Origin of the sequence: Rhizobium sp. RM (assembly GCF_013390595.1) — a bacterium.
Classification (GTDB): Bacteria; Pseudomonadota; Alphaproteobacteria; order Rhizobiales; family Rhizobiaceae; genus Agrobacterium.
The window spans coordinates 36,760-63,148 of record NZ_JACAWV010000016.1 but is presented as its reverse complement, the minus strand read 5'-3'; the positions used below and the strand labels follow the sequence as shown (position 1 = coordinate 63,148).

Here is a 26,389-nt window from a genome sequence, read left to right as displayed (position 1 = left end):
GATCACTCTTCCCGGAAAGCACGGTTGATCTGATCGGACAGCGGTTTGACCAGATAGGACAATGCGGTTCTCTCGCCTGTCGCGATAAAGGCTTCGGCGGGCATACCCGGCACCAGGCTCAGATCCTGCAATTTTGTGAGTTCCGATGCCGGTACCGATAGTCGCACGAGGTAATAGGACATACCTGTGCGCTGATCCTGCGTCAGATCGGCGCCCACCCGGCTCACCTCCCCGGTCAACTCCGGCGTGGTGCGCAGATTGAAGGCGGACAAACGCAGCATGGCTTTCTGGCCGACGACAATCTGATCGATGTCCTGCGGCGAAATCTGTGCCTCAAGTGCCAGCTTATCGGCATCCGGCACGATGGACATGACAACATCGGCAGGAGAAATGACGCCCCCCACGGTATGGGTGCTGAGTTGATGGATCATGCCGGCCTGCGGCGCGACGATGTTGATGCGTTTCAGTTGGTCCTCGGCCGCGACCTTGCGCTCGACATATTCGCCAAGCTGCCCCTGTATCTCGCGCAGCTCGCGACCGACTTCCGTTTTCAGATCCTGATCGATCGAAATGATCTGCAGTCTGGTTTCGGAAATGCGGCCGGCGACCTGCGCCTGATAGGCGATCTTTTCACCGCGCTCGCCGCCGAAGGTGGCAGCCTGGGTTTCAAGCCCGTTAAGGCGCTGAACGGAAACGGCACCCTGCTCCCGTAGTGATCTGAGGGAGACGATTTCCTGTTCCAGAACCTCAAGACCGCGCTCATAGGCGATCTGTTGTGCCTTCAGTCCTTCGCCTTCGTGCTCATATTGCGAAATACGCTCGAGAAGCTGCGCCTTTTTGCCTTCTCTGGCATCACGGCGCGCTTCAAACAGGCGTTTTTCGCTGCGAACGGCCGCTTGCGCGTCGAGATCGTTGCCAGCGCTCAGCAGGTCCTCGGGAAAGACGATGGCGGCAAGATCGTCCCGCTCTGCTTCAAGCCTGGCCATACGGGCCGACAGTTCGTTCAGGCGTTTGGTGACAATGGCAAGATTGGCCTTGGTCTGCGTTTCATCGAGACGCAGAAGGACCTGTCCCGCTTCGACCTTCTCGCCTTCGCGCACCAAGATTTCACCGACAACGCCGCCTGTCGGATGCTGGATCTTCTTGACGTAGCTATCGACGACGAAATGCCCGCTGGCGACAACCGCCCCAGCAAGATCGGTTGCCGCCGCCCAACCGCCTGCGCCGGCAACCAGCGCAACGCTGACAATGACACCGGCCGTCAGATGGCGCCGGATCGAACGATGGGTGGTAAGTGCTTCAGCGTTCGGCATCTGCGACGTCCTCTTGCTGCTGGTTTGCCGGCACCGGGTTTGCCACGACACGGAGCGGATTGACGGAACGGGACGTGACAGGCGCCATCGTTGCCGTGACAGGCACCGGCGCGGCCGACTGCGGATTGCGAAGTACCTTTGACAGGACTTCGTCTCGCGGACCGAAGGCCTTCATCCGCCCGCCTTCCATCACGCCCACGAGATCGACGACACCGATGGCGCTTGGACGGTGTGCGATAACGATGGCAATGCCGTTTCTCGCCTTTACAGACTCAATGGCGCGCACAACGGCCATTTCGCCCTCGGCGTCGAGATTGGCGTTCGGCTCGTCCATCACGACAATAAAGGGGTCGTCATAGAGTGCGCGGGCAAGGCCGATCCGTTGCCTCTGGCCAGCCGAAAGCGCAGAGCCACCCTCGCCGATGCGCGTTTCATAGCCGTTTTCAAAGCGCAGGATCAGTTCGTGCGCACCAGCCATTTTCGCTGCGGCAACGATTTTTTCGGCATCGAGGTTCTCTTCGAAGCGGGCGATGTTTTCGGAAATCGTGCCATCGAAAAGTTCGACGCCTTGGGAAAGATAGCCGATATGACGGCCGAGTTCTTCCACGTCCCATTGTTGCAGGCTGGCGCCATCGAAGCGGATCTTGCCCTGCGCGGGTAGCCATGCCCCGACAAGCGCACGTGCCAGCGTCGATTTGCCCGATCCAGATGCGCCGATAATGCCGACAGCATTGCCCGCCGCCACCGTGAAGCCGACACCCGCGACGGTCGCCTGCTTTTCACCCGGTGGCACAATGGCAACGTTTTCGACCCGCAACTCCTTTTGGGGCTTCGGCAGCGGCAATACGTCGGCTTTTTCCGGAACCCTGACCAGAAGCTCCTGAAGCCGTGTCCAGCTTTGCCGCGCCATGATGAGCGGTTTCCAGCTTGCAATGGCGAGATCGACAGGTGCAAGGGCGCGTCCCATCATGATCGAACTGGCGATCATGACGCCACCGGATGCCTCCTGCTCGATCACGAGCCAGGCGCCGACGCCCAGAATGGCGGATTGCAGCACGATGCGCAGGGCCTTCGCCACGCCGCCGAGGTTTCCGGCGACATCGCCACTGATTCGATTGGCGTTGAGGTAATCGGCATTAGCGCGCTGCCAGCGGGCGGAAAGACGCTTCGACAGGCCCATGGCCTGAACAACCTCGGCATTGCGACGGCTAGCTTCCATCAGCGCATTGCGGTTTATTCCGTGGCGTATGGCGTCCTGCGCGGGCTTGCGGGACAGCGAATTTGTGATGATCGTCAACGAGACCAGAATGATTGCGCCCACCAGGGCAGTCACGCCGATCCAGAAATGGAAAAGGAAGCAGATGCCGAGATAGAGGGGCATCCAGGGCAGATCGAAAAGCGCGGTGGGTCCGGGACTTGAGAGAAACCCACGGACATTGTCGAGATCGCGAAGTGGCTGCAAACCGTCACCCTGCATCCGCGACAAGAGGGGAAGGCGTATGATGGCGTCGTGCACGCGGGCGGAAAGCGCGTGGTCGACGCTGTCGCCGATCCGCAGCAGAATTCGCGCGCGAATGATGTCGAGCAGGGCCTGAAATGCATAAAGGCCCGCCGCGAGAACGGCGAGACCGACAAGCGTCGAAACGCTTCGGCTGGACAGGACGCGATCGTAGACCTGGAGCATGAAGAGAGGAGAGGTCAGGGCCAGAATGTTGACCACACCACTCATCAGGGCTATGCAAACGACCGCTGGTCTAAGGGTGGAGACCCCCGCCGCAGCCATAGGCTGCGACGGCGTCTGCTGTGAGGTTCGAAACACGACAGCTATTTCTTAGACCAGTATGCTGCCGTTGCTGGCGAGCGTGAAGATGTCCGTTCCAACGTAACCGTTGACCTGGATGGTGTTCGCACCGTCGAAGATCGTCAGAACGCCTGCGCCATCAGCGAAGTTGGTGTGATTGTACAGGAGGTCGTTGATGTCAGTGATACCTGCGATCGCCGTCAGGTCGATGATGTCGTTGTTGCCTGCGACATCGCCGAAATCGGTGATGATATCGCTGCCCCAATTGCTGCCGAACACAAATGTGTCGTCTCCAAGGCCACCCGTAAAGGTGTCGCTTCCGGCAAAGCTGTACTGCTTGTCATTGCCGGATGTACCGAGCTGGTTGGTGCCCTGCTCGGCAAAGTAGGCTTTGAAGCCGCCGAGCGTGCGGGTGCCAACGGTCTGGGAATCGGTCGTACCGTAGTTCGAAGCCACATAGATTGCGGTTGCGAATGTCGTGTTGGACACGATGCCTGTCACGGTGAGTTCAGCGTTGCCAAGCGACCAATTGGAAGCGGCGTTGCCGGAAAGATTGTCACCGAAGGTCAGGCTGCTGACGGTACCGGTAAAACCGCCGGGAGGCGCGTAACCGAAATCACCCTGCATCAGAAGAGCCGACTGCGATGTGCCGGAGTTGCCAGCAATCCACTGGTCATAGCTTCCGCTGCTGCCTGCCGGTGCCGGGCTGAAGTCACCGTGACCACGGTAGAGCTGGTCAGCCTTCCACACGTTGTCGAGGTAGTTGAGCAGGTCAGAGCTTGCTGCAGTTTGCTGGATCGTAACAGCCATGGGATGTCTCCTTGGGTTGGCTTGTTTTCCATTGATGTCCGTCCTTGACGAACCTGGGGATGCGCGTAGCGCTGGCTGCGCGCGAAACTGTCAAAATGTGAAATTGAGAGACGCCGAGAAGGTCCGTCCGGGCGCCGGAAGGGCGGAGTAACCAAGGGCCGGCACATAGGCCTTGTCGGCAACGTTTTTCACCGTGAAGCGAAGCTTGGCATTTTCGCTGATGTCATAAGACCCATAAATGTCGAAGACGGTATATTTGTCCGTGACAAAGGTGTTGGAGAGATAGCCAAATGCCGGTTTGCTATCGCCAACAATGTTGGCACGTGCGCCGAGCACCAGCCTCTCATCAAAGAAACGCAATCCGCCATCCAGCGTGATCTTGTAGCGTGGCGGTTCGAACACCATACCGGCATAAGCATAATCGACCTTGCCATTATAGAGATACTCGCTGGCGTAATCGGCTTTCAGATGGGTGTAGGAACCGCCGATATAATAATCTCCGGCATCGTAGCTGCCTTCAATTTCGACGCCGCGCATCTTGGTTGTGCCGACAAGGTTTACGAAGCTGCCATAGCTATAGGTCGCAACGCTGCCGGTTCCGGTGGCGAAATCCGAACGATCGACGCGCCCCATGGTGATGTAGTTGTCAATGTCGCGATTGAAGGCGACGACCTTCATGCGAAATGTGTCATAGTCGTTGAATACGCCGTCCTGGCGGATGTTTGCGCCGATTTCCCATGTCTCACCGCGCTCGGCAATCAATGAGGAATTGGGCGCGTAGGCTCCGGGCGGTGCCATGGGGTGACCGCCAGCGAACAGGCTTTCCATGATGGTCGGAGGACGGAAAGTCTTGCTGTAGCTGACAAAGGGCTGCAGCCACTCAAACGGCTTTACAGCAATCGTCGCGCTCGGCAGCCAGGCACCTTCGGACCTGTCGACATTGATCTCGGTGCTCTCGATGTAGGGTACCTGAAGATCGGCTTGCGGCACATATTTGATTGTGGGTACAGCGCATAGGGTACGACTTGCCAGATCCCACGTTGCGCCGGTCGCAACCTGAGAGTTGATGTATGTCATGAAAGAAGGAACAGCCAAAACGGACGCTGGATAGGTAAAGCAAGCACCTGGAACCGAGATGGCAACAGGGGCCTGTGGAACTGCACGCCAGCGCAGAGGCGAATGCACGGTCGTCGAACCGGACATGTTGTAATGGTCGTATCTGAGACCTGCGGTAACCTCCAGCCAATCATCGTGTTCCAGCGTGGCGCTGGTAAAACTGCTGGCAACAGTACGTGAACCGGTTGGATTTGTGCCCTTGTAACCGAAGCTGTAGTCGATGACGTTCAGCTCGTCCATCATGGAGGCGCCGGTCGTCTTTGCCTTGTCATGGAAGGCCTCGACGCCGTAGTTCAGAGACAATTCACCGACAGGCAACGTGAAAAGGCTGGTGTTCTCGATGCTGCCGCCCCATGTTTCCATACGGTAATTGACGGCATCTTCGTATGTCGTACCCATGCGGCTGGCGGAGCCGCGGGTTTCCTTGTTGTCCAGCCTGTTGAACGACAATTGCGCCTTCAGGTCGATCAGGTCGCTGTCCGGGTCCCAATGACCGGTGAGCGAGACGGTGTCGTTGATAACGGTCTGGTCCGTTGCCTGGACATCGATTTCTTCCACGCCTTCGGGCAGATAATAGCCTTGCGAAGATGTCGAGCGATGATGCAGCCAGCTTGCGGTGACCGACAGGTCGTCGAGCGGCTGCATTTCGAACTTGGCAAGACCGGAAGCCGATTCCGAACCGGTGAAGACCAGCGCATTGTTGCTGTTCAGCGTGCGGGTGAAATATTGCGCGAAATAGTCGTTAAACAGCTTCAGCTCACCGTTCTTGCCCGGATCATATTCGCCGAAACGCTTGAGACTGGCCGCCCCCAGAAAAGAGAAGCTGTCCGAAAACTGCATTGCGCCAGCAGCAGACCCTTCGAAATTATGGGCGTTTGTTCCCGTACCAATGTCGAGGAAGCCGCCCATCGTCTCGCCGGACTTGATCACATCGCCGGCCTCGAGAGTGCGGAAATTGACGACACCGGCAAGCGCACCGGCACTGCCTGCACGCGCGTTACCGCTTTTCTCGATATCGATGGTGCGCAACAGGGCCGGATCGACATAAACCAGACTGCTGGAGCCATGACCGCTGCGCTGAAAATTCTGCCGGACGCCGTCGATGGACGTGATGACACGGTTCTGGTCCTGCAGACCGCGCACGTTCACCGAGATGCCGGGGTTCTGGCCCTCGGATCTATTGGCATAGACACCTGCGACATTGTCTAGCAAGTCGCGCGCATTGCGCGCGCCACTGTTCTGGATGGCTTCCCGCGAAACCACGCTGACGCTTGCGGGCGCCTCATAAACCCAGTCCGGTGTACCCTGAAAACCGGACCCGGTGGCTGCATTCCGGTCGCCTCGACCAACCACGGTGATCGTATCGAGCACCGTCGAGCCATCGCCCGACGCAGCGGCGGCAGCGGAAGAGCCCGCACTTTCGCCAATCACGGCGGCATTGTCGCCGCTGATGCGATAATTGATGCCGGTGCCGCTCAGCAGTCTCGCCAGCGCTTGATCGGGCGTGAAGCTGCCGATAACGGCATTGCCGCTGACACCACGCGCCGTGCCTGCAGCCTGCGTCACCTGAAGGCCGGACTGGCGGCTGAAAGCGCTGAGCGCACCGGCAAGCGGCTGGGCTGGAATGTTGAACGCCCGCGCCACGCCACGTGTTGCAGCGGCCTCGTTTTGAGCCGGCGGTGCGCTTTGGGCAACGCTGTCCGAAACGGCACAGAGAAGCGAAATGGCTGTCGTCGTCAGTAATAGATTGTATCTAAATGTCTTGGCCGGCCGATTCATTCTGCCGGTAAGGCGGTTCATTGTCCCGAACGTCATGTCTTTTCTGTCTCTCCTGATGCGGAGGCGGTTTCGTCTTCCGCACCCTCTCGGACCTAAAGACAACGCCGCGACAGAAAATTTTCAGTTTTCACTCAAGTTTTTCCAAAAAACATGATTTTTATTTTCATGTTTTTGACTTCAGTCATTCTTCCTAGTGACCGTAAGCAGTGTATCCCTATGTTTCCAAAGGATTTCCAGACATGTCTCCCGCCTTTCGCTGGCTGGAAGCATTCTCAGGTCAATAACGGCTGACGACCCTCAAGGCGGACGAGACGGCGCGCACCTTGCCCCCATGCGGATCAACCAGCGCCCGTAACGCCTGGTCCGGATGGGTCAGATCATAGATACCGGTGACCTTTTCAGCCGCGAGGCCAGGGTCGGCAACCGCAATCCAGGCCGGATGATACCGCCGCAGCAACTCTATGACCGAACCGATCGATACATCCGTCACATAAAGGCGGCCTTCGCGCCATGAGCCGATATCCTCGATGCCGATCGCATCTTTCGTCATGGCGCCGGTCTTGCGATCGATGCTGACGATTTCTCCAGGCGCGAGAATATTGGTGTTGTTACCCGATGACGCCCGGACCTGCCCTTTCGCCAGGGCGACATTCGTCGTCTCAGAAGTCATCCGCACATCGAAAACGGTGCCGAGGACCTCGACCTTCACACCTTCGGCATCAACGATGAAAGGGCGTGAAACATCCCGCTGGACATCGAAAAAGGCTTCGCCTGCAAGCAGGGTGATTTCGCGACGGCCATCGGAGAACCGGGATTTGATGGCGCTGTCGGCGGCAAGAACAACCGTGCTGCCATCTTCCAGAGTGACCGCCCGGCTTTCGGCCGTCGTGGTGATGTGATCAGCCTGAACATGCAGCATCACCGTCGGCAGGGCGAACCAGCTCAAACAGAGCGACAGTGCACCGGCCGAGGCGGCCGCGACCCAGCGCCGCTTGTGGCCTCTGCTGGCTACGACGGGTGACGAGAGAGCGGATGCCTGATCTGAAGGAGAAGACAGACGCCTGTAGTGACCGGACGCATCGCCCAGCGCCTGCCACATCGAATTTGTTTCGCGCCACGCCAGACGGTGCGCATCCGATTGCGACAACCAGATGCCGAACCGTGCGTGCAGCACCTGATCGTCAGGCTTCTGCTGCAGCAGAAGAAACCAATCTGCCGCTTCCTCCCTGACAGAGAGCGGCGGCTGCTGTGATGTGTCGCGTTCCGAGGTCATTGTCAGAAGGGCCTGTTTCAGTCCTGAATCGAGCCGTTATTGGCGATGTTTATAATCAAGACAATCGCACGAGGTTTTTTTTTCAGCTTCTTTCGTTCAGGCGGGATGTCAGTTCCGCCATGGCGCTACGCAACAGCCGATGCACGCTGCTGACGGACGTCCCGAGGCGTTCGGCAATCTCTTCCATCGTGCAGCCGTCGAAGCGGTGCATCTCCACCGCAATACGGCTCTGATCGGGCATTTGCGACAGAATGAACGCCACTCGCTTCACCTGATCCTCGTAAAGCATATGTTGCTCTGGGGTTTGGACGGCCTGCGGCACGCCCCAATAAGGGACGTCATCCTGCACATGACGCTTCTCGAGCGTTTTGCGCTTGCGCAGATTGAGAGCAAGGTTACGGACGATCCGGGTCAGATAGGCGCGCGGCAAAATCGCGTTTGCGGCATGCCCGGGCGTAAAGCGCACAAAGGCTTCCTGAACGATATCCTCTGCCTCTTCGCGCGAACCGGCAATCGGCGTTGCGAATTTCACCAGGTCGGCACGGTGTGCCCTGTAGATCGCATAGCGCTTATCGTCATCATGAATGCCCATTTGCCCCCGCCCCACCAGGACCAATCCGGCGAATACCTAACTATTCTAGTCAAGTATTACAAGGTAAATTTACGGGCTCTGCAATCACGGATTGGTCATGGTCACGAGGCAGCAATTGCCGCTCCCGCCGGCCAACGTCCCGCCTGGATCGGGCGGGTGTTGTTTGTAAAAAGCGCTACAGCCTCCCGGATCAGAGGCCGGGACGTTCTCCGTTTTTCATGCGCTGCTCGATATCATCGAGCACTGGCTGAAGGTCTGCCACCGTATCGATGATGTAATCGGGGCGATGCTTGCGCAGGACGCCAGATGCCTTTTCGCGCAGTGCTTCCTTTTCTGAAACACTCAATGCCGCCAGTTCCTGCGGCGTCACACCGGCCTCATTGCCGCTGAGTGACAGGCCGACCGTCCACGTGCCCGCCTCGCGCCCCTCATCAATTCCGACACCGGTGTCGTCGACCTTGACCACGGCACTTGCAGGCCAAACGTCGAGATCGAGGAAGCACTTGTACATGTTCATTGGTGTCGGACGTCCATGCGGCAGATCGCCGGCGCAGACGAGATTATCCGCCTCGTAACCCTGCGCTTTCGCCAGTGGGAGAACACGGGCCATGATGGAGCGGGTATAGCCGGTGGTCGAGCCGATCTTCAGGCCACGCTCACGCAGCCCCTTTGCCATGTCTGCGGCACCGGGCACGAGATCGGCATATTGATCGACAACCTCCTCGTTCAACGGCACGAAGACATCATAGACAGCCTGAATATCGTCCCGCGTCGGCGCATGACCGTGCTTATCCTGCCATGCGGCTTTGATGCGCGGCTGCGCCATCATCGCTTCGATATGATCCCATTTCGGTCTGCCCATTGGCTCGCGGGCCTCGGCAATCGAAACCTCTATGCCGAAGCGGGAGAACGCCTCGACGAAAACGCCCATTGGCGCGAATGAACCGAAATCGATGACCGTGCCCGCCCAATCGAACACGACTGCCTTGAGATGTGCCATGTGCCTCATCCTATGCGTAGAGAGAATTGATGACCTGCTCGCCCAGTGCGAAGCCTGTGGATGCGCCGGTGCCGCCCGTGACCATGACAAGGCGGATATTGTCGGCGGGTTCGTCGACCATGACGACCCGATCGCTTGCCGAGGCATAACTGCCGCACCAGCGGCCGATGATTTCGCGTCCCGGCAGATCGAATATCTGATCGAAGGCTTCCATGATCAGCGTATCGATGCGATCCTGCGCAAAGGGTTCCTGCGCATTGCCGTACACATGGCTATCTCCGACGACCAGTGAACCGTCCGCCGACCTGACGGCGATCAGATGGATGCCTTCGCGGCGCATTTCGGAAAGCTCCGCATCCAGCCGGTCGCACAGCGCTTTGGCCACCGGCAGATCGGCAAACCCCTCATAACGGCCGAAGCTCAGATCGGACATGACGGCAGCATCGAACTTGATCGGTTTGGCGGGCATCACGCGCAGCATCTGCAACGTGCAGACGCGGAGCTTGTACGGGGCAATACGATCGGGGAAGAGCGTGGAGAAGTCGTCGCCGGGGCAGACAACGCAGGCTTCCGCCTCGATCACGCCACGGCTGGTCGACACAGTCGTACCGTCCACCGCATTGACCGCTGTATTCCAATGGAACGTCACACCATGGCGGGCTTCAAGCCAGGCGGCAATCTTCGGGATCGCCTCGCGCGATTCAACCCTGATCTCGTGCGGGCTGTAGAGAGCGCCGCGCATGCCTTCGGCCCTGATCGACGGTACATGCTCGAGAGCTTCCGCCGCAGAAATCCGTCGGCAATCCGATCCCATATCAGTCTCCAGGAAAGCATCGAGCACCGCCTCGGCCTCCTGACGATAGGCGGGCATGACCAGGCCGCGATGCAGCACCTCAATGCCGGCCTCCTGCACCACCTCGGCCCAGACATCCCGGGCGCGGCGGGCGCGTGCCCAGTGATCGCCCTGTTTCTGGCCGGAAATGGTGATGAAACCGAAGTTGCGGATCGAAGCCCCGATGGCCTTGGCGTTGCGCTCGATGACAACGACCTTCTTGCCTTTCTTGACGGCAGCCAAGGCCACCGAAAGACCGATGATGCCGGCGCCCACCACGGCAAGATCAAAATGTTCGCTCATGATCCTTACTTTCTCAAATTCATGCTTTGCCCGATCTGTCTACAGTCAAAGCATGACAGCACTTTTCTCGGTAACGTCGCGGGTCGAAAACCAATGTCTCAGGCGGCTGAAGCAAGCACAGCATCACGGCTGCCAATGAAATTGCGGCCGCGCTCGCCCAGCAGCGCGTCATCGATGGCCCGCAGCCAGTTTTCCCGTGTCACACCGTAATCGGTTGCCATCGTCGAGACGCCAAGCCGGTGAAGGAACGCCTCCAGCGCATCGGCACCGGCAGAGAGATCGTCACCGAAAATGCGGCGCAAAGCAGCGTCGCAGTCGGCGTCGTGGCCCATCACGCTGCGCATGATCGCCGGCAGGCTGAAGGAGCATGCAATACCATGCACCGTGCCATGATGCAGCGTCAGGTAATAGGAAAGAGAATGGGCAAGCGCCGTCTTGGTGTTGGAAAACGCCAAACCGGCCGAAAGGCTTGCCCGCATCATGCGCTCGCGCAGACCGATATCACCGAGATTGTCGACCAGAAGCGGCAGAACGTCGATGATCTCCCGCGCCGCAGAAACCGCATGGCTTGCAGACACCGGGTTGGCATTGACGTTCCAGATGCTTTCAAGCGCATGCGACAGAGCGTCGAGCCCGGTGGATAGTGCAAGTGCCCGCGGCACACCCAGCGTTAGTTCCGGGTCGAGAATGGCGTATTGCGGATAATAACGCGCGTCGGCGAGTGAGTATTTCTTCTTGGCCGCCGTGTCCCAGACGGTTGCCCAGCAGGTAACCTCGCTACCTGTACCTGCTGTTGTCGGCACGGCAATGATCGGAAGATCGAGCAATGTGTCTGCTCCCGTGTGGCCTTCCAGGAAATTCTGGACGCGGGAAAAATCACGACCACCGGCCGAGAGAACCTTGGCTGTATCGATGACCGAACCACCACCGATCGCCAGAATGACTTCAGGCGTCCGGGTGGCGGCGCCAAAGGACCAGCAGGCAGCTCTCAGGCCGTCGAAGCTGGGGTTCGGTTCGACATCCCGCACTATAACCGCCGGTTCGCCGAGCTCTTGCGAGATACGGGCAACGAGTTCGTCGAAGAACGGATGATCGTTGTAGGTCAGCAGGCAATAGGCACGGTCGCCGACGGCTTTTCTGGCCTCGGCAAGGGCGCCGGCCCCGAAGATGATCTTCACAGGATTGGAATAGGTCCAGGCACGCATCGGTCGCTCCTTGTTTCGCCGATTGAATGACCCGGCAAAGACAATAAATCCAATCCATATTTTTGTTACGATCCATTGATAGGATCTATGGATTAGACGCCGTCTCGCACCGGTCGCGAGAGGGAGAGGAGATCTGAACATGGCCATCGTCTTTACCCATCTGAGAGCCTTTCAGGCGGTAGCCACCCATCGCGGTTTCTCGGCCGCCGCGCGCGCACTTCGGGTCAGCCAGCCGACATTGACGACGCAGGTCCGCGAACTGGAGGAACGCTACGGCGTCGAACTCTTTCTGCGTCAGGGCCGCCAGATCGAGCTGACCGAGGCTGGCCGCTCGCTGCTTTCGATCAGCGCCAGACTGTTCAAGCTTCACGAAGAGGCGGAGGAGCTGCTTCTCAATTTCGGTGAACTGAAGACCGGTGCACTGAAGATTGCCGCCGTCAGCCCGTTCCATGCCACTGACATGATCGCGCGCTTCATCGAGCGTTATCCCTCTTTCAAGGTCAACATGCTTCTCGGCAATTCCGACCGCACGTTGAAACGCGTCCTTGAGCTCGAAGCCGATATTGCGATCCTGGCGCATACGATCGACGACCCTCGCATCAAGACCATGACCTTCAGCACGCAGGAGATCGTCGCCTTCGTAAATGACGACCATGCCTGGTGGCAAAGGGACGAGATCGAACTGGCCGAGCTGGCGGGCGAGCCCCTGATCCTCCGGGAAGAAGGCTCAACCACCCGTTATGCGCTTGAGCGCGCGGCTGAAGCTGCCAATGTTGCCCTCACGCCATTCATGGAAATCGGCAGCCGCGAGGGTGTGTGGAAAGCGGTTGAACGGGGACTTGGGATCGGTGTCGTAGCCGACTTCGAATTCGTCCCCCACCCACGCATGAAGACATTGCGCATTTCCGGCGGCATGATCAGAACGGAGTATCGGCTGGCTTTTCTGGAAGACCGAAAGACGGTGCGATCGATCAAGGCTTTTGTCGAAACCGTTCTCTAGGACGGACTCTCGCAAAAACAGTCGGCGCAACCCATAGATTTGACCTATGGTATCGACAGATAATTTGGATTGCACCTACGGGTCACAGACGGCGTTTTGTCACGAAACTGTCATCGTGTGACCTGTAATTAAACGTCATCCGACCAGGCAATTCACAGGGTAATTGCATCCAGTCCGGATCTATACATCGATAGCCGGACGACATTGGACGATTCACATTAAATTCTGCACGACGCACGGGACTTGTTCTTTTGCGTGCGGGACAACCATGCCGAATTTTGGCTGAAGGAACAGGTAGCAATGACAGCGATAACGGTCTCCAATGTCTCGAAGACTTTCGGCAAGACACGTGCTTTGGACAAGGTAAGCCTGACCGTCGAGCGCGGTGAAATGGTTGCGCTGATCGGCGCTTCGGGCTCAGGCAAAAGCACCCTCATCCGCCATATTGCCGGGCTGGAAGTGGCAGATGCTGCCGGTGGACGCATCGACGTCCTCGGAGATCTGTGTCAGGACAGCGGGCGCCTCAACCGACGCCTGAAACGGGGCCGTGTTTCCGTCATCTTCCAGCAATTCAATCTGGTCGGCCGGCTTTCCGTGCAGACCAATGTACTGATCGGCCACCTGGGCCGCACGCCGCGCTGGCGCGGAACGCTTGGCCTCTTCAACCACGACGAAAAACGCAAGGCGCAGGCCGCGCTGGAACGGGTCGGCATTCCCCAGGTGGTTACCCAGCGGTCCTCAACGCTGTCGGGTGGCCAGCAGCAGCGCGCCGCCATTGCCCGAACGCTGGTTCAGGAAGCCGAAATCCTGATTGCCGACGAGCCGATCTCCGCACTCGACCCCTCATCTGCGCGGCGCGTCATGGATGTCCTCTCCGATATCAATTCCAGCGACGGCATCACCGTGGTCGTATCGCTGCATCAGGTCGAATATGCGCGCCGTTATTGCCCGCGCACCGTTGCGATGCGCAATGGCAAGATCGTTTATGACGGACCATCCAGCGCGCTGACGAACGAATTCCTGGCCGAGCTTTATGGCGCGGCCTCGGAAGAACTGGTCCTGCCGGATGCTCCGGCTGGCCATGCCGCTCCGGCCCTCAAGCCGGTCCTCAACAGACTGCAGGCACAGCCCCTGCCCGCCTAACCACGTTTGACGACACGGAGACTACGATGAACGCGATCCTGAAAAGCATGGCGGCGATGTCGCTCGCCCTTACTCTGGGGTCTGCAGCGCATGCGGCAGAAACCATCAACTTCGGTATCATCTCGACCGAATCCCAGCAGAACCTGAAAAGCAGCTGGCTGCCCTTCCTCGATGCGATGAAGGAAAAGACCGGCCTTGAGGTGAAACCCTTCTTCGCGTCCGACTATGCCGGCATCATTGAAGGCATGCGCTTCGACAAGGTGCAGATGGCCTGGTACGGCAACAAGTCGGCCATGGAAGCCGTCGACCGCGCCGATGGCGAAGTGTTCGTTCAGAGCGTCGCCGTCACCGGTGAGCCGGGCTACTGGTCCGTGGTCATCGTGCCGAAAGAGTCTCCGATCCAGACGATCGACCAGCTCCTGACCTGCGACAAGTCGCTCAACTTCGGTCTCGGTGACGTCAACTCCACCTCCGGCTATCTCGTGCCGATGACCTTCGTGTTCTCGAAAAACAGCATCGACCCGAAGACCTGCTTCAAGAACGTCACCAACGCCAACCATGAAACAAATGCCATGGCGGTGGCCAACAAACAGGTCGACGCTGCCGCCAACAACACCGAGAACATGGCGCTTATCGAGCAGAACAATCCGAAAGCGTTCGCCAACATCCGCGAAATCTGGCGTTCGCCTCTGATCCCCGCAGATCCGATTGTCTGGCGCAAGGACCTGCCGGAAGAAGCCAAGACGAAGATCCGCGATTTCTTCCTGACCTACGGCACCGACAAGTCCAAGGGTAACGTCGAGGAAGAGAAGAAAATCCTCGCGGGTCTGAAATGGTCGCCATTCCGCGCCTCCAACGACAACCAGCTTCTGCCGATCCGCGTCATGGAACTGACCAAGGCCATTGCGCAGGCTCAGGGCGACGCCAAGCTCGATGCCGCAGCAAGAGACGCAAAGATCAAGGACCTGACAGCGCAGAAGGCAAGATACGAAGCCGAGCTCGCCAGCCTCGGCAACTGACCCCGATCGACCGTGAGACAGGCCCGATGGCCTGTCTCCTCTTCCAACGCGAGACAATTCCATGACCAAAGCGATGACGACAACAGACACTGCCGTGACCGCATCTTTGCCGAAACAACCAGGCGGAACGCGAAACGGCCTTATCCTGCTCGCCGTTATTGCGGCATTGGCCTATAGCTGGACACCGGCGGAGATAGGCAGATGGACCTATCTGTTCACCGATGCCGGTAACATGGCTGAATATGCCAGCGGCTTCATGAAGCCCGACTTCGGTGACTGGCGATTTTACCTGGAGGAAATGGTCGTCACGGTGCAGATCGCCCTTTGGGGCACTTTTCTGGCGGTCGTCTTTTCCGTCCCGCTTGGCATCCTTTCGGCACACAACATGGCGCCGTGGTGGGTGCTGCAGCCAGTCCGTCGCCTGATGGACATGTTCCGCGCCATTCATGAAGTGGTGTTTGCGGTCCTTTTCGTGGTGGCTGTCGGTCTTGGCCCTTTCGCTGGAGTGATGGCGCTTTTCATCCACACCACGGGCACGCTCTCCAAACTGTTTTCCGAGGCGGTCGAAGCCATCGACCCTCGCCCGGTCGAGGCGATCCGCACAACCGGTGCCTCTCGCGTGCAGCAAGTGCTGTTCGGCGTCATCCCCCAGGTGCTGCCGCTTTGGATTTCGCTCTCACTTTATCGCCTGGAATCCAACATCCGCTCGGCAACCGTTCTCGGGCTCATCGGTGCCGGTGGCATCGGTCAGGTTCTGTTCGAAAACATTCGCGGTTTCTATTATCCGCAGGCCTCTGCAATGCTCATCATCATCATCGCCACCGTCAGCCTGATGGACCTTCTGTCTCAGCAGTTGCGCAAGCTCGTCCTGTAACGCCGGACTCCGCTTCGGAGCCGTGACCGCGTGGCGCCCTGCCTCATAATGAAGCAGAAAATCACGCGGTTGTGCCGGAGCAATACGCCCCGTTAAACACGGCGGCAGATTTGCGCCGCCATTCCCGTATTGGAACAGGACATCTCATTTTCGCCCTAAATCAGAAAAGCCGGACTGTTAGGTTTTCCGCAGGAGGAGTTTTGCGGAGGACCACCACGAACAGGAGGCATTGCGATGGCCCAGACAGTTTTGAATGCGCTTGGCGAGACGCTCTATTACAGCGGAAGTTCCACAGGTTTCTTCTCTGCCACCAATTCCGGCCCCCAACTTTACGGTAAGGCAGGCAACGATTCCATGTGGGGTGACAGTTCCGTTGATGTGACGATGATCGGCGGTACGGGCGATGACATCTACTACCTCTATTCGGGGATCAATCGAGCGGTCGAAAATGCCGGGGAGGGCATCGACACCATCGACACATGGATGAGCTACACACTACCCGACAATTTCGAGAACCTGCGCGTCACGGGGAACGGCCGTTATGCCTTCGGCAATGACCTCGACAACATCATCACCGGTGGTTCGGGCTCGCAGACCATCGACGGTGGCGCAGGCAATGACGTGCTGATTGGTGGAGGTGGCGCTGATACCTTCATCTTCACGAAAGGTAACGGCACCGATCTCATCACCGATTTCGGCTCTGACGACACCATCCGCCTCAACGACTACGGCATCACGTCATTCGACCAGTTGATGAGCAATGCCACACAGCAAGGAAACGACCTGTGGCTCAATCTCGGAAACGGCGAAAGTGTCGTGCTGGCAAACACAACGGCCGATGAATTGCAGGCAGACCAGTTTGAATTGAGCCTCGATCGTTCGGTGCTCACGGCAACCTTCACCGATGACTTCAATTCCTTATCGCTCCGCGACGGCGAACAGGGCGTATGGGACGCCAAATACTGGTGGGCGCCGGAAAAAGGCAGCACGCTCACCGGAAACGGTGAAAAGCAGTGGTACATCAATCCGTCCTATGAGCCGACATCCTCCGTCAATCCATTTTCGGTCGAGAACGGCGTTCTGACGATTACTGCAGCCGCCACACCCTCGTCGATCGAAAGTGAGGTGAACGGTTACGACTACACCTCGGGCATGCTGAATACCTATTCCTCCTTCAGCCAGACCTACGGTTACTTCGAGATCCGTGCGGACATGCCTGACGACCAGGGCGCCTGGCCCGCCTTCTGGCTGCTTCCGGCCGATGGCTCATGGCCGCCGGAACTGGACGTGGTGGAAATGCGAGGCCAGAACCCCAATACGGTCATCATGTCGGCCCACACCAACGAAAATGGCTCACAGTCATCGATCATCAACAATGTCAGCGTGGCAAGCACGGAAGGTTTTCACACCTACGGCGTCTTGTGGGAGGAAGACCACATCACCTGGTACATCGATGATGTGGCCGTAGCGCAGATCGACACCCCGTCAGACATGCATGATCCAATGTACATGATCGTCAATCTCGCCGTCGGCGGCATGGCCGGAACACCGTCGGCGCAAGATTTCAGCGACGGTTCGCAGATGAAGATCGATTACATCAAGGCTTATTCGATCGATGACTGGTACGTCTGAGACCGGGCAGAACGTTCATGCGGCGATTTTTTCGCCGCATGGCTCCTAGTTTTCCCGAAATGCCTGGCCGATCTGATCGGTCATGGGCTTGGCGAGATAAGCAAGGACGCTTCGCTCTCCGGTCTGAACAAATCCTTCGACGGGCATTCCCTGAACCGCCTGCCGTTTACCCAATCGTTTCCACTCATCGGTCTCGATCGTTGCTCTGGCGCGGTAATATTTTTCTCCGGTCTGCCTGTCTTCCAGAAGATCGGCAGAAACCGTGGAAATGCGGGCATCGAGTTCAGGTGTATCACGATGATTGAAGGCTGACAGATTGAGCACCACCGCCTGCCCGGGCGCGATCTGGTCGATATCACGCGGTGCAATTCTAAGCTCGGCCGTCAGGTGGTCATCGCTTGGAACGATCCGCAGCATCGTTTCACCCGCACTGACAACAGCCCCCGCGGAATGAACGGCCATCTGATCGACCACACCCGCCTGCGGTGCGCGGATATCGATGCGTTTCAGGTCGTCTTCAGCAGCGATCAACCGTTCGGAAAACTGGCCGATATCGCCCTGCGTCTGTCGGAGCTGTTCGGACACCTCGCTACCATGGTCATCCTCGATCTGGATGATTTGCAGTTCGGTTTCGGTGATGCGCCCCTTCACCTGCGCGACAGAAGCAATAAAATTGCCGAGTTCGCCCGTCAGACGCGCGCTCTCGCGTTGAAGCGAATAAACCCGGGCCGCAGAAACGATACCCTGATCGAGGAGGTTTCTAAGGCTGGCGAGTTCCTTTTCTACCAGGTCGATTTCCAGACGCTTGCCCTTTTCCTGCGCCGCAAGCCCTTCCGCTTCCTGCTGCAATTGGCTGATGCGTTCGCGAAGTTGCGACTTTCTCCCCTCCCGTGAGGCACGGCGGTCGTTGAAGAGGCGTTGTTCACCAAGCAGCAATCGAAAACTATCCGGATCGGAGGTCGCCAGCGTGTTAGTGATGGTCAGCACCGTTGCCGCGTCCCGTTCGGCCTGCAACCTTGTTGCCACGGCAGAGAGTTCCTTCAACCGCTTGCGGATGATCGCAAGGTTGGCGCGCGCCTGCGTGCCGTCGAAACGCAGGAGAACCTGCCCCGCCTCGACACTGTCGCCGTCACGTACGAGGATCTCCTGCACCACACCACCCTTGAGATGTTGTACCGGCTTGACCTGGGTATCAACGACGAGAGTACCGGACGCAATGATCGCACCAGCGATATTGACGGTCGCGGCGAGCCCACCAGCCACACCAACGAGAACGAAGATCGTGACAAAGACGATACGCGAGAGGCGTCGGATGCTTTTATCCATATCGAGGTCGGTCTTGCCGTTCATGATGCCATGTCCTTGCCATAGGTGACGCGAAACGCCAGCGGGCCCGGCACCGGCGCTTTCGCCGGCTGAGCCAGTACGGTTTCCTTCGGCCCGAAGGCCTGGACCCGACCTTGGCCAAGGGCAAGGATATGGTCGGCAACGGACAACACATTTGGCCGATGGGCAACGACAACAGCGATACCGCCACGCTCACGCACCGTCTCAAGCGCCCGTAGAAGTGCCGCTTCGCCCTCGGCATCGAGATTGGAATTGGGTTCGTCCAGCACGACGAGGAAAGGGTCACCGTAGAGAGCCCGCGCCAGCGCTACACGCTGCCTCTGACCAGCGGACAAGATCACGCCGCCCTCTCCGATCCTTGTTTCAAAACCATCAGGCAGTTCGGCAATCATCTGGCGAATGCCGGCAGCCTCTGCCGCAGCGATGATGGACTGAGAGGGAGCGTCAGTGTCGAAGCGGGAAATGTTGTCGGCTATCGATCCGTCCAGCAACTGCACGTCCTGCGGCAGATAGCCGATATGTCTGCCTCGCTCGGCGGGCTCCCATTGGGCCAGCGATGCCTTATCGAATTTTATCGCCTCGGCCGCTGACGGCCAAAAACCGATCAGCGCCCGCGCCAGAGATGTCTTGCCGGAAGCACTCGGGCCCACGACACCGAGAACGGCACCGGCAGCCAGTTCAAAGGATACGTTGCGAAGCAACAGGTCGCGCCGACCAGGAGCTGCGAGAGACAGGTTTTCAACCGTCAGCGTGGCTTTTGGTGCAGGCAGTTTCACCGCTCGGTCCATCTGCGGTGTCGCGGCCAGAAGTGCGGCAAGGCGTGACCAGCTCTGCCGGGCTGCAGCAAAGCTGCGCCACTGCCCGATCGAAAGCTCCACCGGCGCCAGTGCCCGGCTGACAAGGATGGAGCTTGCGATGATGATACCACCGGTTGCCTCTTCACGAATAACGAGAAACGCGCCGACAGCAAGCACGCCCGACTGCAGCATCATCCGGGCGATGCGCGAGGACGTGGTCAGGAGCGAGACGATATTGGCCGTCTTGATCTGGCTGGCGAAATAGCGGTCGCTTGCAGCAGCCCAGCGGTTTGCCAGCCGTGAGGCAAAGCCCATGGCCATGACCGCCTCACGGTTTTGCCGGGCATCGGCAGCAAAGGCGTGCCGCTGCGTGGAAAACTGCGCTGCAGCCTTTGCCGGGCGTTGGGAGAGGATTTCCGCAAGGACCGCAAAGATCACCAGAATGGCGGCGCCACAGAGGGCAGCAACACCGATCCACACGTGAAACAGGAAACAGACCGCGATATAAACCGGCATCCATGGCAGGTCGAACAGCGCTGTCGGGCCGGGACCGGACAGAAAATTCCTCACCTGATCGAGATCGCGCACCGGCTGGAGCCCATCGCCAGTCGACGATCCATTCGCCGGCGTCGACACCAGCGCGCCAAGAACACCCCGATTAAGCCGCTGGTCAATCGAGACACCGATCCGGGCGAGTAAAAGCGATCGAAGCAGTTCAAGGACGCCCTGAAACAGGAAAAGTGCCGCGGCGATGATTGCGAGGCCGATAAGGCTCGGAACACTGCGCCCCGGCAGGATGCGGTCATAGACCTGCAACATGAAAATCGGGCCGGTAAACGCCAGCAGATTGATGACCGCGCTGGTGGCGCCAATGGAGAAAACCGATCTTCTGAGCGGTTGAAGAACTGTCTTTCTGTAGGTGTCGGATGTCAGCTTCGATTGCACGTCGCCTTTTTCCTTCCGGGCTTTGAGGTCGCAAGAAGAGCCGATCAGACACCTTTGGAAGGGTTGACCGGGTATCCTATTGTCCCGGAAGGTGACGGCTTTCCGAAGCGAAAATCTTCCACACAGGTGGCGTTGGTAAAGCCGCGCCTAAAACCGCGATGATCACTGTGCCGTATTGACGTTGACCAGGAACAACGAAGCATTTCAAACAGGTTGATTTCATCTTTACGCCGTCTCGGAGCGTTCCGGGAGAACGCTCGAAGATAAGCCAGATATCGCCAAATAACGCCGCTTGAAACGCTCAGAAAAAGCAGCTTAAATCAACGCACAAACCGAGCCGGAAATCGCATTCTTCCAAAGTCCAAAAGTCTCGCATTCTTCAAAGACAGACACTCGGGAAGGTTTGGCATCATCTTTCTTATCATCGCCTGGAATAACCAACCTTGAGGTAAAGATGTCTTTCTTGCTTGCACTTCTGATTGGCGTGATTGCCGGACTCCGCGCCATGACGGCACCGGCCGCGATTGCATGGGCAGCCTGGCTGGGCTGGCTCGATCTGTCCGGCTCCTGGCTGGCCTTCATGGGCTCCGTCTGGGCCGTTGGTATCTTCACCATCCTCGCCGCCGTCGAACTGGTCACCGACCAATTGCCCTCGACGCCCAGCCGCAAGGTACCGCAGCAGTTCGGCGCACGTATTCTCATGGGTGCGCTGACAGGTGCCGCAATTGGCGTACCCTCCGGCAACTGGATTGTTGGCCTGATCGCCGGCATTGTCGGCGCCGTGATCGGCACCTATGGCGGTGCCGCTGCGCGCGGCAAACTGGCCGCCAGCTTCGGCAAGGATCCACCGGCCGCCTTTATCGAGGACGCCGTCGCCATTATCGGCGCCTACCTGATCGTTTCATCGCTATGAAGGCTTTTGACGCAATCATCATCGGGGCCGGGCAAGCCGGCCCTTCGCTTGCCGGACGTTTCAACGATGCCGGCAAGAGCGTTGCGATCATCGAGCGCAAACATGTCGGTGGCACCTGCGTCAACACCGGCTGCAAACCAACGAAGACACTGGTCGCCAGTGCCTATGCGGCCCATCTTGCCCGCCGGGGCGCAGAATATGGTGTGGTGCTGGACAGCAAAGTGGCGATCGACATGCCGACGGTTATGCGCCGTTCGCACAAGGTCACGCTGGACAGCCGTCACGGAAACGAAAGCTGGCTGGGCAGCATGGCGAACTGCACACTGATGCGAGGTCACGCGCGTTTCGAAAGCCCCAACACCGTGCGCGTTGACGATGAGCTTCTGACCGCGCCGCAGATCTTCCTGAACGTCGGCGGTCGTGCGGCAATCCCGGATTTTCCAGGCATCGATGACGTGCCCTACATGACCAACAGCGACATCGTCATGCTGGACCGCGTGCCAAAGCATCTCATCATTATCGGCGGTAGTTACATCGGCTTGGAGTTTGCGCAGATGTATCGTCGTTTCGGCGCCGAGGTCACGGTCATCGAGAAGGGTCCCCGCCTCGTCGCGCGAGAGGACGAGGATATATCCGAGGCCATCAGCGGCATTCTCGAGGCCGAAGGCATCGCCATTCACACCAACGCCGACGATATTCGTTTCCGCAAACATGAAGACGGTATTGCCGTTAAGACCGGTGGAGATGGTGGAGACATCATCGGCTCGGACGTTCTGATCGCCGTTGGCCGCCGTCCGAACACCGACGATCTCGGTCTCGATCGGGCTGGCGTTGAACGCGATGCGCGCGGTTACATCAAGGTGGATGATCGTCTCGCCACCAATGTCGAGGGCATCTGGGCCTTGGGCGACTGCAATGGCCGAGGCGCCTTCACACACACGGCCTATAATGACTTCGAGATTGTCGCGGCCAACCTCTTCGACGGCGAGGACCGCAAGGTCTCCGATCGCCGGGTCGGCTATGCGCTTTATATCGACCCGCCCCTTGGCCGCATCGGGATGAGCGAGACGGAAGCGAAAAAGACCGGTCGCAAGGTTCTTGTTGGACACCAATCCATGGCCCGCGTCGGCCGCGCCGTCGAAAAAGGTGAGACCCAGGGCCTGATGAAGTTCATCGCCGATGCCGAGACAAAGGAAATTCTCGGCGCCGCCATTCTCGGCACCGGCGGCGACGAATCGATCCACGGCATTCTCGACATGATGAACGCCGGTGCGACCTACGATCAACTGCGCTGGGCAGTCCCCATCCACCCGACCGTCTCCGAATTCTGGCCAACGGTTGTCCTCAGCATGAAAGAGTAACGTCCGTCGACGGTTCTGCAGTTCAGACCTGACTGGTGTAACTCATCCAAATGAAAAAGGGCGGCCATCAAAGACGGCCGCCCTTTTTTCATCACGCAAATCGGGCGGCTTATGACCGCCCTGTGTTTATCAAGCTGCGCGCTCGGTGCTGAAGTGGCCGCACCAGTCCTTCGACGAAACGACAGGCCACAGACCGCGGGAATCGGCCTGCGGCTGCGAGACCGGCGGGTTGAAACGACAGAGGCCGGCGTCCGCCGATACCTTGCCGCTGTTGGCCGTGTGATCTTCGTAAAATGCACAGGCGTTGCAGGAAGGATTGCTGGACATGGGAGCTCCTTTCAAAAGCTTAAGTTGAAATTATTGATCAAGTTATTAGAATTATTCTAAACTAGAAACACAATTCGTTGCAAGGGGGCTTTGAAAAAAGTCGCCAAAAGGAAGCATTCTGATCTATCGGGAACACATCGAAGACCAACGCATCAATTGCATTCTTGACTAAAAATATCATGTTACTGTAGGCCGAAGCCGATCTACACAGACGCTACGGCTCACGCCTTCATTGAAAGTCTCACCCATGCTCCTTCATCGCCGTCCACGAAATGTTTCAACGTCGACCACGGCCACTCGCCGGACTGTTTTGGGGATCATCGCCACGACGCTGGCGTGTGTATGGGGTGTTCCCGGCGCGACCGCTCAAGAGCCCAAAACACTGCGCATCGCCCTGGCGACAAGTATTTCAAACCAGGCGGCCGAGATCGCGGCAACTGAAGCCGAAGCTGCCGGGCTGAAGGTCGAGCTTGTTGAATTCAACGACTGGAACACACCAAACAGAGCGGTCGCCGACCGCGAGGTCGATGCCAACCTGTTCCAGCACATACCGTTCCTGGAATTTTCCAACACGAACAGCGGACAAAATCTTGTTGCGATTGCACCGGCATTCAGCACCCCATTCGGGCTGTACTCCAAAAAGTACAAAAACCTGCAGGATCTGCCCGACAATGCACGCATCGTTTTTTCCGGCGATGCGGTCAATACGGCGCGGTCGTTGCGTTTGCTCGAGCGCGCTGGGCTGATCGAACTCAAGCCTGATGTGGGTCACCGCGCGACATTGGAAGATGTCACTGTCTGGCACAAACCACTTCAGATTGTGCAGCTCGATGGACCGCAGATCGCCCGTGCGCTGGATGAGGTCGATGCCGGGGCGACCTACCCGACATTTGCCAAGCTGGCGGGTCTCGACCCGGCGTCCGGGCTTATTTTTGAAAACGACCCGATTTATGCATTCCAGTTCGTAACAAGACCTGAACTGAAAGACGATAAAGAGTTGCGGAAGTTTATCGACATCTACCGGAACTCGGCGGCCGTGAAGGAGAAGCTGCGGTCACTCTATGGCGATCTGGTCTCGTTTCCCTGATAAACCGCGACGCATAAGCCTCTGATTGGAACACACGCATGCATGGTGAATATAAGGTACAGGGCGGCAAGCTGGTTGTCGTCGATCTCGAAAATCTGGATGACCGCCTGTTGGACGTGCAGGTATCTGGCGACTTCTTCCTGGAGCCGGCTGAAGCGCTGGACGATATCCGCACATCGCTGGAAGGGCTGCCAGTCTCTTCCAGCGTCGAAGAGATCATTGCAGCGGTCAGAGCCGGTCTACGCCCCGGTGCTGAAATGATCGGCTTCAGCGCCGAGGCCGTGGCAATCGCCGTCCGCAGAGCGCTTGGCGTAACCGGGACATGGCGAGATTATGAGTGGCAGATTCTGGAGGGACCCGCTTTGCCGCCGGCAATTCATCTCGCCCTCGACGAAGTGCTGGCCAAGGAAGTCGCGGCAGGTCGCCGCGCTCCTTGCCTGCGGTTCTGGGAATGGGAACGCCCTGCCATCATCATCGGCGGATTTCAGTCGTTGCGAAACGAAGTGGATCTGGAAGCCGCTGCCGAATTCGGTGTGGAGACCGTCCGCCGTGTCACCGGTGGCGGTGCGATGTTTGTCGAGCCCGGCACGACCGTGACCTATTCGCTTTATGCGCCAGCGGAACTCGTGCGTGACATGAGCTTTGCGGACTCCTACGCCTTCCTTGATGACTGGGTCCTGAAAGCGCTGAACTCGCTGGGGATCGATGCATTCTACAAGCCGCTCAACGACATTTCGAGCACCAAAGGCAAGATCGGTGGCGCGGCGCAGAAGCGCTTCACCGCCGGTTCCGTGCTGCACCACGTCACCATGGCTTACGACATGGACGCCGACAAGATGGTCAAGGTACTGCGGATCGGCAGAGAGAAGCTGAGCGACAAGGGCACCACCAGCGCCAACAAGCGTGTCGATCCTCTGCGCAGCCAGACCGGCCTGCCACGGGAAGAAATCATCGAGCGGATGAAGGAGACGTTCCGTTCGATGAATGGCGGAGCTGCCGGCAGCATTTCACCCGAGGAATACGCCGCCGCCGAAAAATTGGCCGCCGAAAAATTCTCGACGGATGAGTGGCTTCGTCACGTTCCGTGACAGGCTAGCCAGTCGAGGAAATCGCCATGGCACAAGACACGGGTACTTATGCTCCCACGACGGAGGACTACCTCAACCGTCGGGCAGAGCAACTCGTGCTCGAGGGCTATCGGCTGCTTGCCGATCCGATCGATGACATGCGCGACCGGTCAGCACCGGCCGCGTTGCGCTTTTATCAAGACAAACTTGGCGCCTCAGCGGGAGCGGAGGCTGCAGCCGCACTCGAGCGGTTCATGACCTCGCTAAATACCTGCGCGTTCCGTCCCCTCGTCGCTTACCGGGCCGGATCACGCTTCATCAGTCCGGACGAAGTGCTCTTGCTTGGTATCGTTGCCGGCATCCAGCATTGGGATGAGCAAATATTCCGCGTTTGCCTGACGCAACTCTGCCCCGAAACCAGCCTGATAAAAGTGGCCGCTTCGGCGGAAACCTTTGCTGCCACGCTTCGCAATCTCGGTGTGGTTCTGGCACCCCTGCCGTTGAGCCTGAGAGCACGCATCACACGCCAGTCGGAAACCGGCCTCCGCGCGTCCCGGGCGACCAAAACACTCCATTAAATCGGAAAATTCGCGCTCGTCTGCCTTGTAAGCCAGAGGCCGATGCGGCCGAAATCAGCCACCAACACACCATGATTTGTGAGATTTTGAGGGTCGAACGAGAAAAATCGACCGATTCAATCGTTCCAATGGTGCGGGCGGACCACCGGCTGTTTTCAACCGTTGAATGTTGAATGAAAAGCACTACTTTTTTACTGAAGTGCGACATCTTGTCAGTCGGCCTTGGGTGACGTATTCGAGACCCATAGGAACCCGAGCCGATGAACAAAACGGTT

22 protein-coding genes are annotated in these 26,389 nt (G+C 58.4%); 10 read left to right on the top strand and 12 right to left on the bottom strand.

The window, feature by feature from the left end:
• Positions 1 to 2 precede the first annotated feature (2 nt).
• The 9 genes from HWX89_RS14650 to psrA all read right to left on the bottom strand — a co-directional run bounded on the left by HWX89_RS14650 (position 3) and on the right by psrA (position 12,024).
• Positions 3 to 1,313: an HlyD family type I secretion periplasmic adaptor subunit gene (locus HWX89_RS14650; RefSeq protein WP_138791437.1), complete on the bottom strand. Its 1,311-nt coding sequence runs from the start codon at positions 1,311 to 1,313 to the stop codon at positions 3 to 5.
• A complete protein-coding gene (locus HWX89_RS14645; RefSeq protein ID WP_138791490.1) occupies positions 1,300 to 3,096 on the bottom strand; it encodes a type I secretion system permease/ATPase in 1,797 nt (598 codons plus the stop codon). The genes HWX89_RS14650 and HWX89_RS14645 overlap by 14 nt, the downstream gene beginning before the upstream one ends.
• Before the next feature lie 48 nt (positions 3,097 to 3,144).
• Positions 3,145 to 3,924 (bottom strand): calcium-binding protein, encoded by a 780-nt coding sequence (locus tag HWX89_RS14640; protein ID WP_138791438.1) that lies wholly within the window; start codon positions 3,922 to 3,924, stop codon positions 3,145 to 3,147.
• A 90-nt stretch (positions 3,925 to 4,014) separates the two neighbouring features.
• Positions 4,015 to 6,855 (bottom strand): TonB-dependent receptor, encoded by a 2,841-nt coding sequence (locus HWX89_RS14635; RefSeq protein ID WP_138791439.1) that lies wholly within the window; start codon positions 6,853 to 6,855, stop codon positions 4,015 to 4,017.
• 241 nt (positions 6,856 to 7,096) lie between these two features.
• Entirely contained in the window at positions 7,097 to 8,092 is a 996-nt protein-coding gene (locus tag HWX89_RS14630; protein WP_138791440.1) for a FecR family protein, read from the bottom strand.
• An 82-nt stretch (positions 8,093 to 8,174) separates the two neighbouring features.
• Entirely contained in the window at positions 8,175 to 8,684 is a 510-nt protein-coding gene (locus HWX89_RS14625; protein WP_138791441.1) for an RNA polymerase sigma factor, read from the bottom strand.
• 190 nt (positions 8,685 to 8,874) lie between these two features.
• Positions 8,875 to 9,684: a phosphonoacetaldehyde hydrolase gene (phnX, locus tag HWX89_RS14620; RefSeq protein ID WP_138791442.1), complete on the bottom strand. Its 810-nt coding sequence runs from the start codon at positions 9,682 to 9,684 to the stop codon at positions 8,875 to 8,877.
• A 10-nt stretch (positions 9,685 to 9,694) separates the two neighbouring features.
• Positions 9,695 to 10,819, bottom strand: a complete 1,125-nt coding sequence (locus HWX89_RS14615) for a TIGR03364 family FAD-dependent oxidoreductase (RefSeq protein WP_138791443.1) — start codon at positions 10,817 to 10,819, stop codon at positions 9,695 to 9,697.
• A 98-nt stretch (positions 10,820 to 10,917) separates the two neighbouring features.
• Positions 10,918 to 12,024 (bottom strand): iron-containing alcohol dehydrogenase PsrA, encoded by a 1,107-nt coding sequence (gene psrA / locus HWX89_RS14610; RefSeq protein WP_138791444.1) that lies wholly within the window; start codon positions 12,022 to 12,024, stop codon positions 10,918 to 10,920.
• A gap of 139 nt (positions 12,025 to 12,163) precedes the next feature.
• On the opposite strand from psrA, the gene HWX89_RS14605 reads away from it, so the two are divergent.
• The 5 genes from HWX89_RS14605 (at position 12,164) to eglC (ending at position 17,692) form a co-directional block, all read left to right on the top strand.
• Positions 12,164 to 13,024, top strand: coding sequence for a LysR substrate-binding domain-containing protein (locus HWX89_RS14605; RefSeq protein WP_138791445.1), 861 nt, complete (start codon positions 12,164 to 12,166; stop codon positions 13,022 to 13,024).
• Between the two features lie 300 nt (positions 13,025 to 13,324).
• Positions 13,325 to 14,167, top strand: a complete 843-nt coding sequence (phnC, locus tag HWX89_RS14600) for a phosphonate ABC transporter ATP-binding protein (protein ID WP_138791446.1) — start codon at positions 13,325 to 13,327, stop codon at positions 14,165 to 14,167.
• 26 nt (positions 14,168 to 14,193) lie between these two features.
• Positions 14,194 to 15,186, top strand: coding sequence for a phosphonate ABC transporter substrate-binding protein (gene phnD / locus HWX89_RS14595; RefSeq protein ID WP_138791447.1), 993 nt, complete (start codon positions 14,194 to 14,196; stop codon positions 15,184 to 15,186).
• Positions 15,187 to 15,247: 61 nt separating this feature from the next.
• Positions 15,248 to 16,060 (top strand): phosphonate ABC transporter, permease protein PhnE, encoded by an 813-nt coding sequence (gene phnE, locus HWX89_RS14590; RefSeq protein WP_138791448.1) that lies wholly within the window; start codon positions 15,248 to 15,250, stop codon positions 16,058 to 16,060.
• 234 nt (positions 16,061 to 16,294) lie between these two features.
• Positions 16,295 to 17,692: an endo-1,3-1,4-beta-glycanase EglC gene (gene eglC, locus HWX89_RS14585; RefSeq protein WP_138791449.1), complete on the top strand. Its 1,398-nt coding sequence runs from the start codon at positions 16,295 to 16,297 to the stop codon at positions 17,690 to 17,692.
• Between the two features lie 45 nt (positions 17,693 to 17,737).
• On the opposite strand, the gene HWX89_RS14580 is transcribed toward eglC, so the two are convergent.
• Together HWX89_RS14580 and HWX89_RS14575 are read right to left on the bottom strand one after the other, a co-directional pair.
• Positions 17,738 to 19,042 (bottom strand): HlyD family type I secretion periplasmic adaptor subunit, encoded by a 1,305-nt coding sequence (locus tag HWX89_RS14580; protein WP_138791450.1) that lies wholly within the window; start codon positions 19,040 to 19,042, stop codon positions 17,738 to 17,740.
• Entirely contained in the window at positions 19,039 to 20,781 is a 1,743-nt protein-coding gene (locus HWX89_RS14575) for a type I secretion system permease/ATPase (protein WP_138791451.1), read from the bottom strand. Before HWX89_RS14575 ends, HWX89_RS14580 begins: the two co-directional genes overlap by 4 nt.
• 454 nt (positions 20,782 to 21,235) lie before the next feature.
• On the opposite strand from HWX89_RS14575, the gene HWX89_RS14570 reads away from it, so the two are divergent.
• Positions 21,236 to 21,694 carry a DUF4126 family protein gene (locus HWX89_RS14570; RefSeq protein WP_138791452.1) on the top strand — a complete coding sequence of 153 codons (459 nt, stop codon included), beginning with the start codon at positions 21,236 to 21,238 and terminating at the stop codon, positions 21,692 to 21,694.
• Positions 21,691 to 23,055, top strand: a complete 1,365-nt coding sequence (locus HWX89_RS14565; RefSeq protein WP_178340773.1) for an FAD-containing oxidoreductase — start codon at positions 21,691 to 21,693, stop codon at positions 23,053 to 23,055. The genes HWX89_RS14570 and HWX89_RS14565 overlap by 4 nt, the downstream gene beginning before the upstream one ends.
• Before the next feature lie 129 nt (positions 23,056 to 23,184).
• Here the strand turns inward: HWX89_RS14565 and HWX89_RS14560 are convergent, their stop codons facing one another.
• Positions 23,185 to 23,382: a hypothetical protein gene (locus tag HWX89_RS14560; RefSeq protein ID WP_138791453.1), complete on the bottom strand. Its 198-nt coding sequence runs from the start codon at positions 23,380 to 23,382 to the stop codon at positions 23,185 to 23,187.
• Positions 23,383 to 23,629: 247 nt separating this feature from the next.
• Here HWX89_RS14560 and HWX89_RS14555 point away from each other — a divergent pair, with 247 nt between their 5' ends.
• Genes HWX89_RS14555 through HWX89_RS14545 form a run of 3 tightly spaced genes read left to right on the top strand, consistent with a single transcriptional unit; the run spans position 23,630 to position 26,114 of the window.
• Complete coding sequence (locus tag HWX89_RS14555; RefSeq protein ID WP_138791454.1) at positions 23,630 to 24,469, top strand: MetQ/NlpA family ABC transporter substrate-binding protein; 840 nt, start codon at positions 23,630 to 23,632, stop codon at positions 24,467 to 24,469.
• A 38-nt stretch (positions 24,470 to 24,507) separates the two neighbouring features.
• Positions 24,508 to 25,557: a lipoate-protein ligase LplAB gene (gene lplAB / locus HWX89_RS14550; RefSeq protein ID WP_138791455.1), complete on the top strand. Its 1,050-nt coding sequence runs from the start codon at positions 24,508 to 24,510 to the stop codon at positions 25,555 to 25,557.
• Positions 25,558 to 25,583: 26 nt separating this feature from the next.
• Positions 25,584 to 26,114: a hypothetical protein gene (locus HWX89_RS14545; RefSeq protein WP_138791456.1), complete on the top strand. Its 531-nt coding sequence runs from the start codon at positions 25,584 to 25,586 to the stop codon at positions 26,112 to 26,114.
• Positions 26,115 to 26,389: the final 275 nt, after the last annotated feature.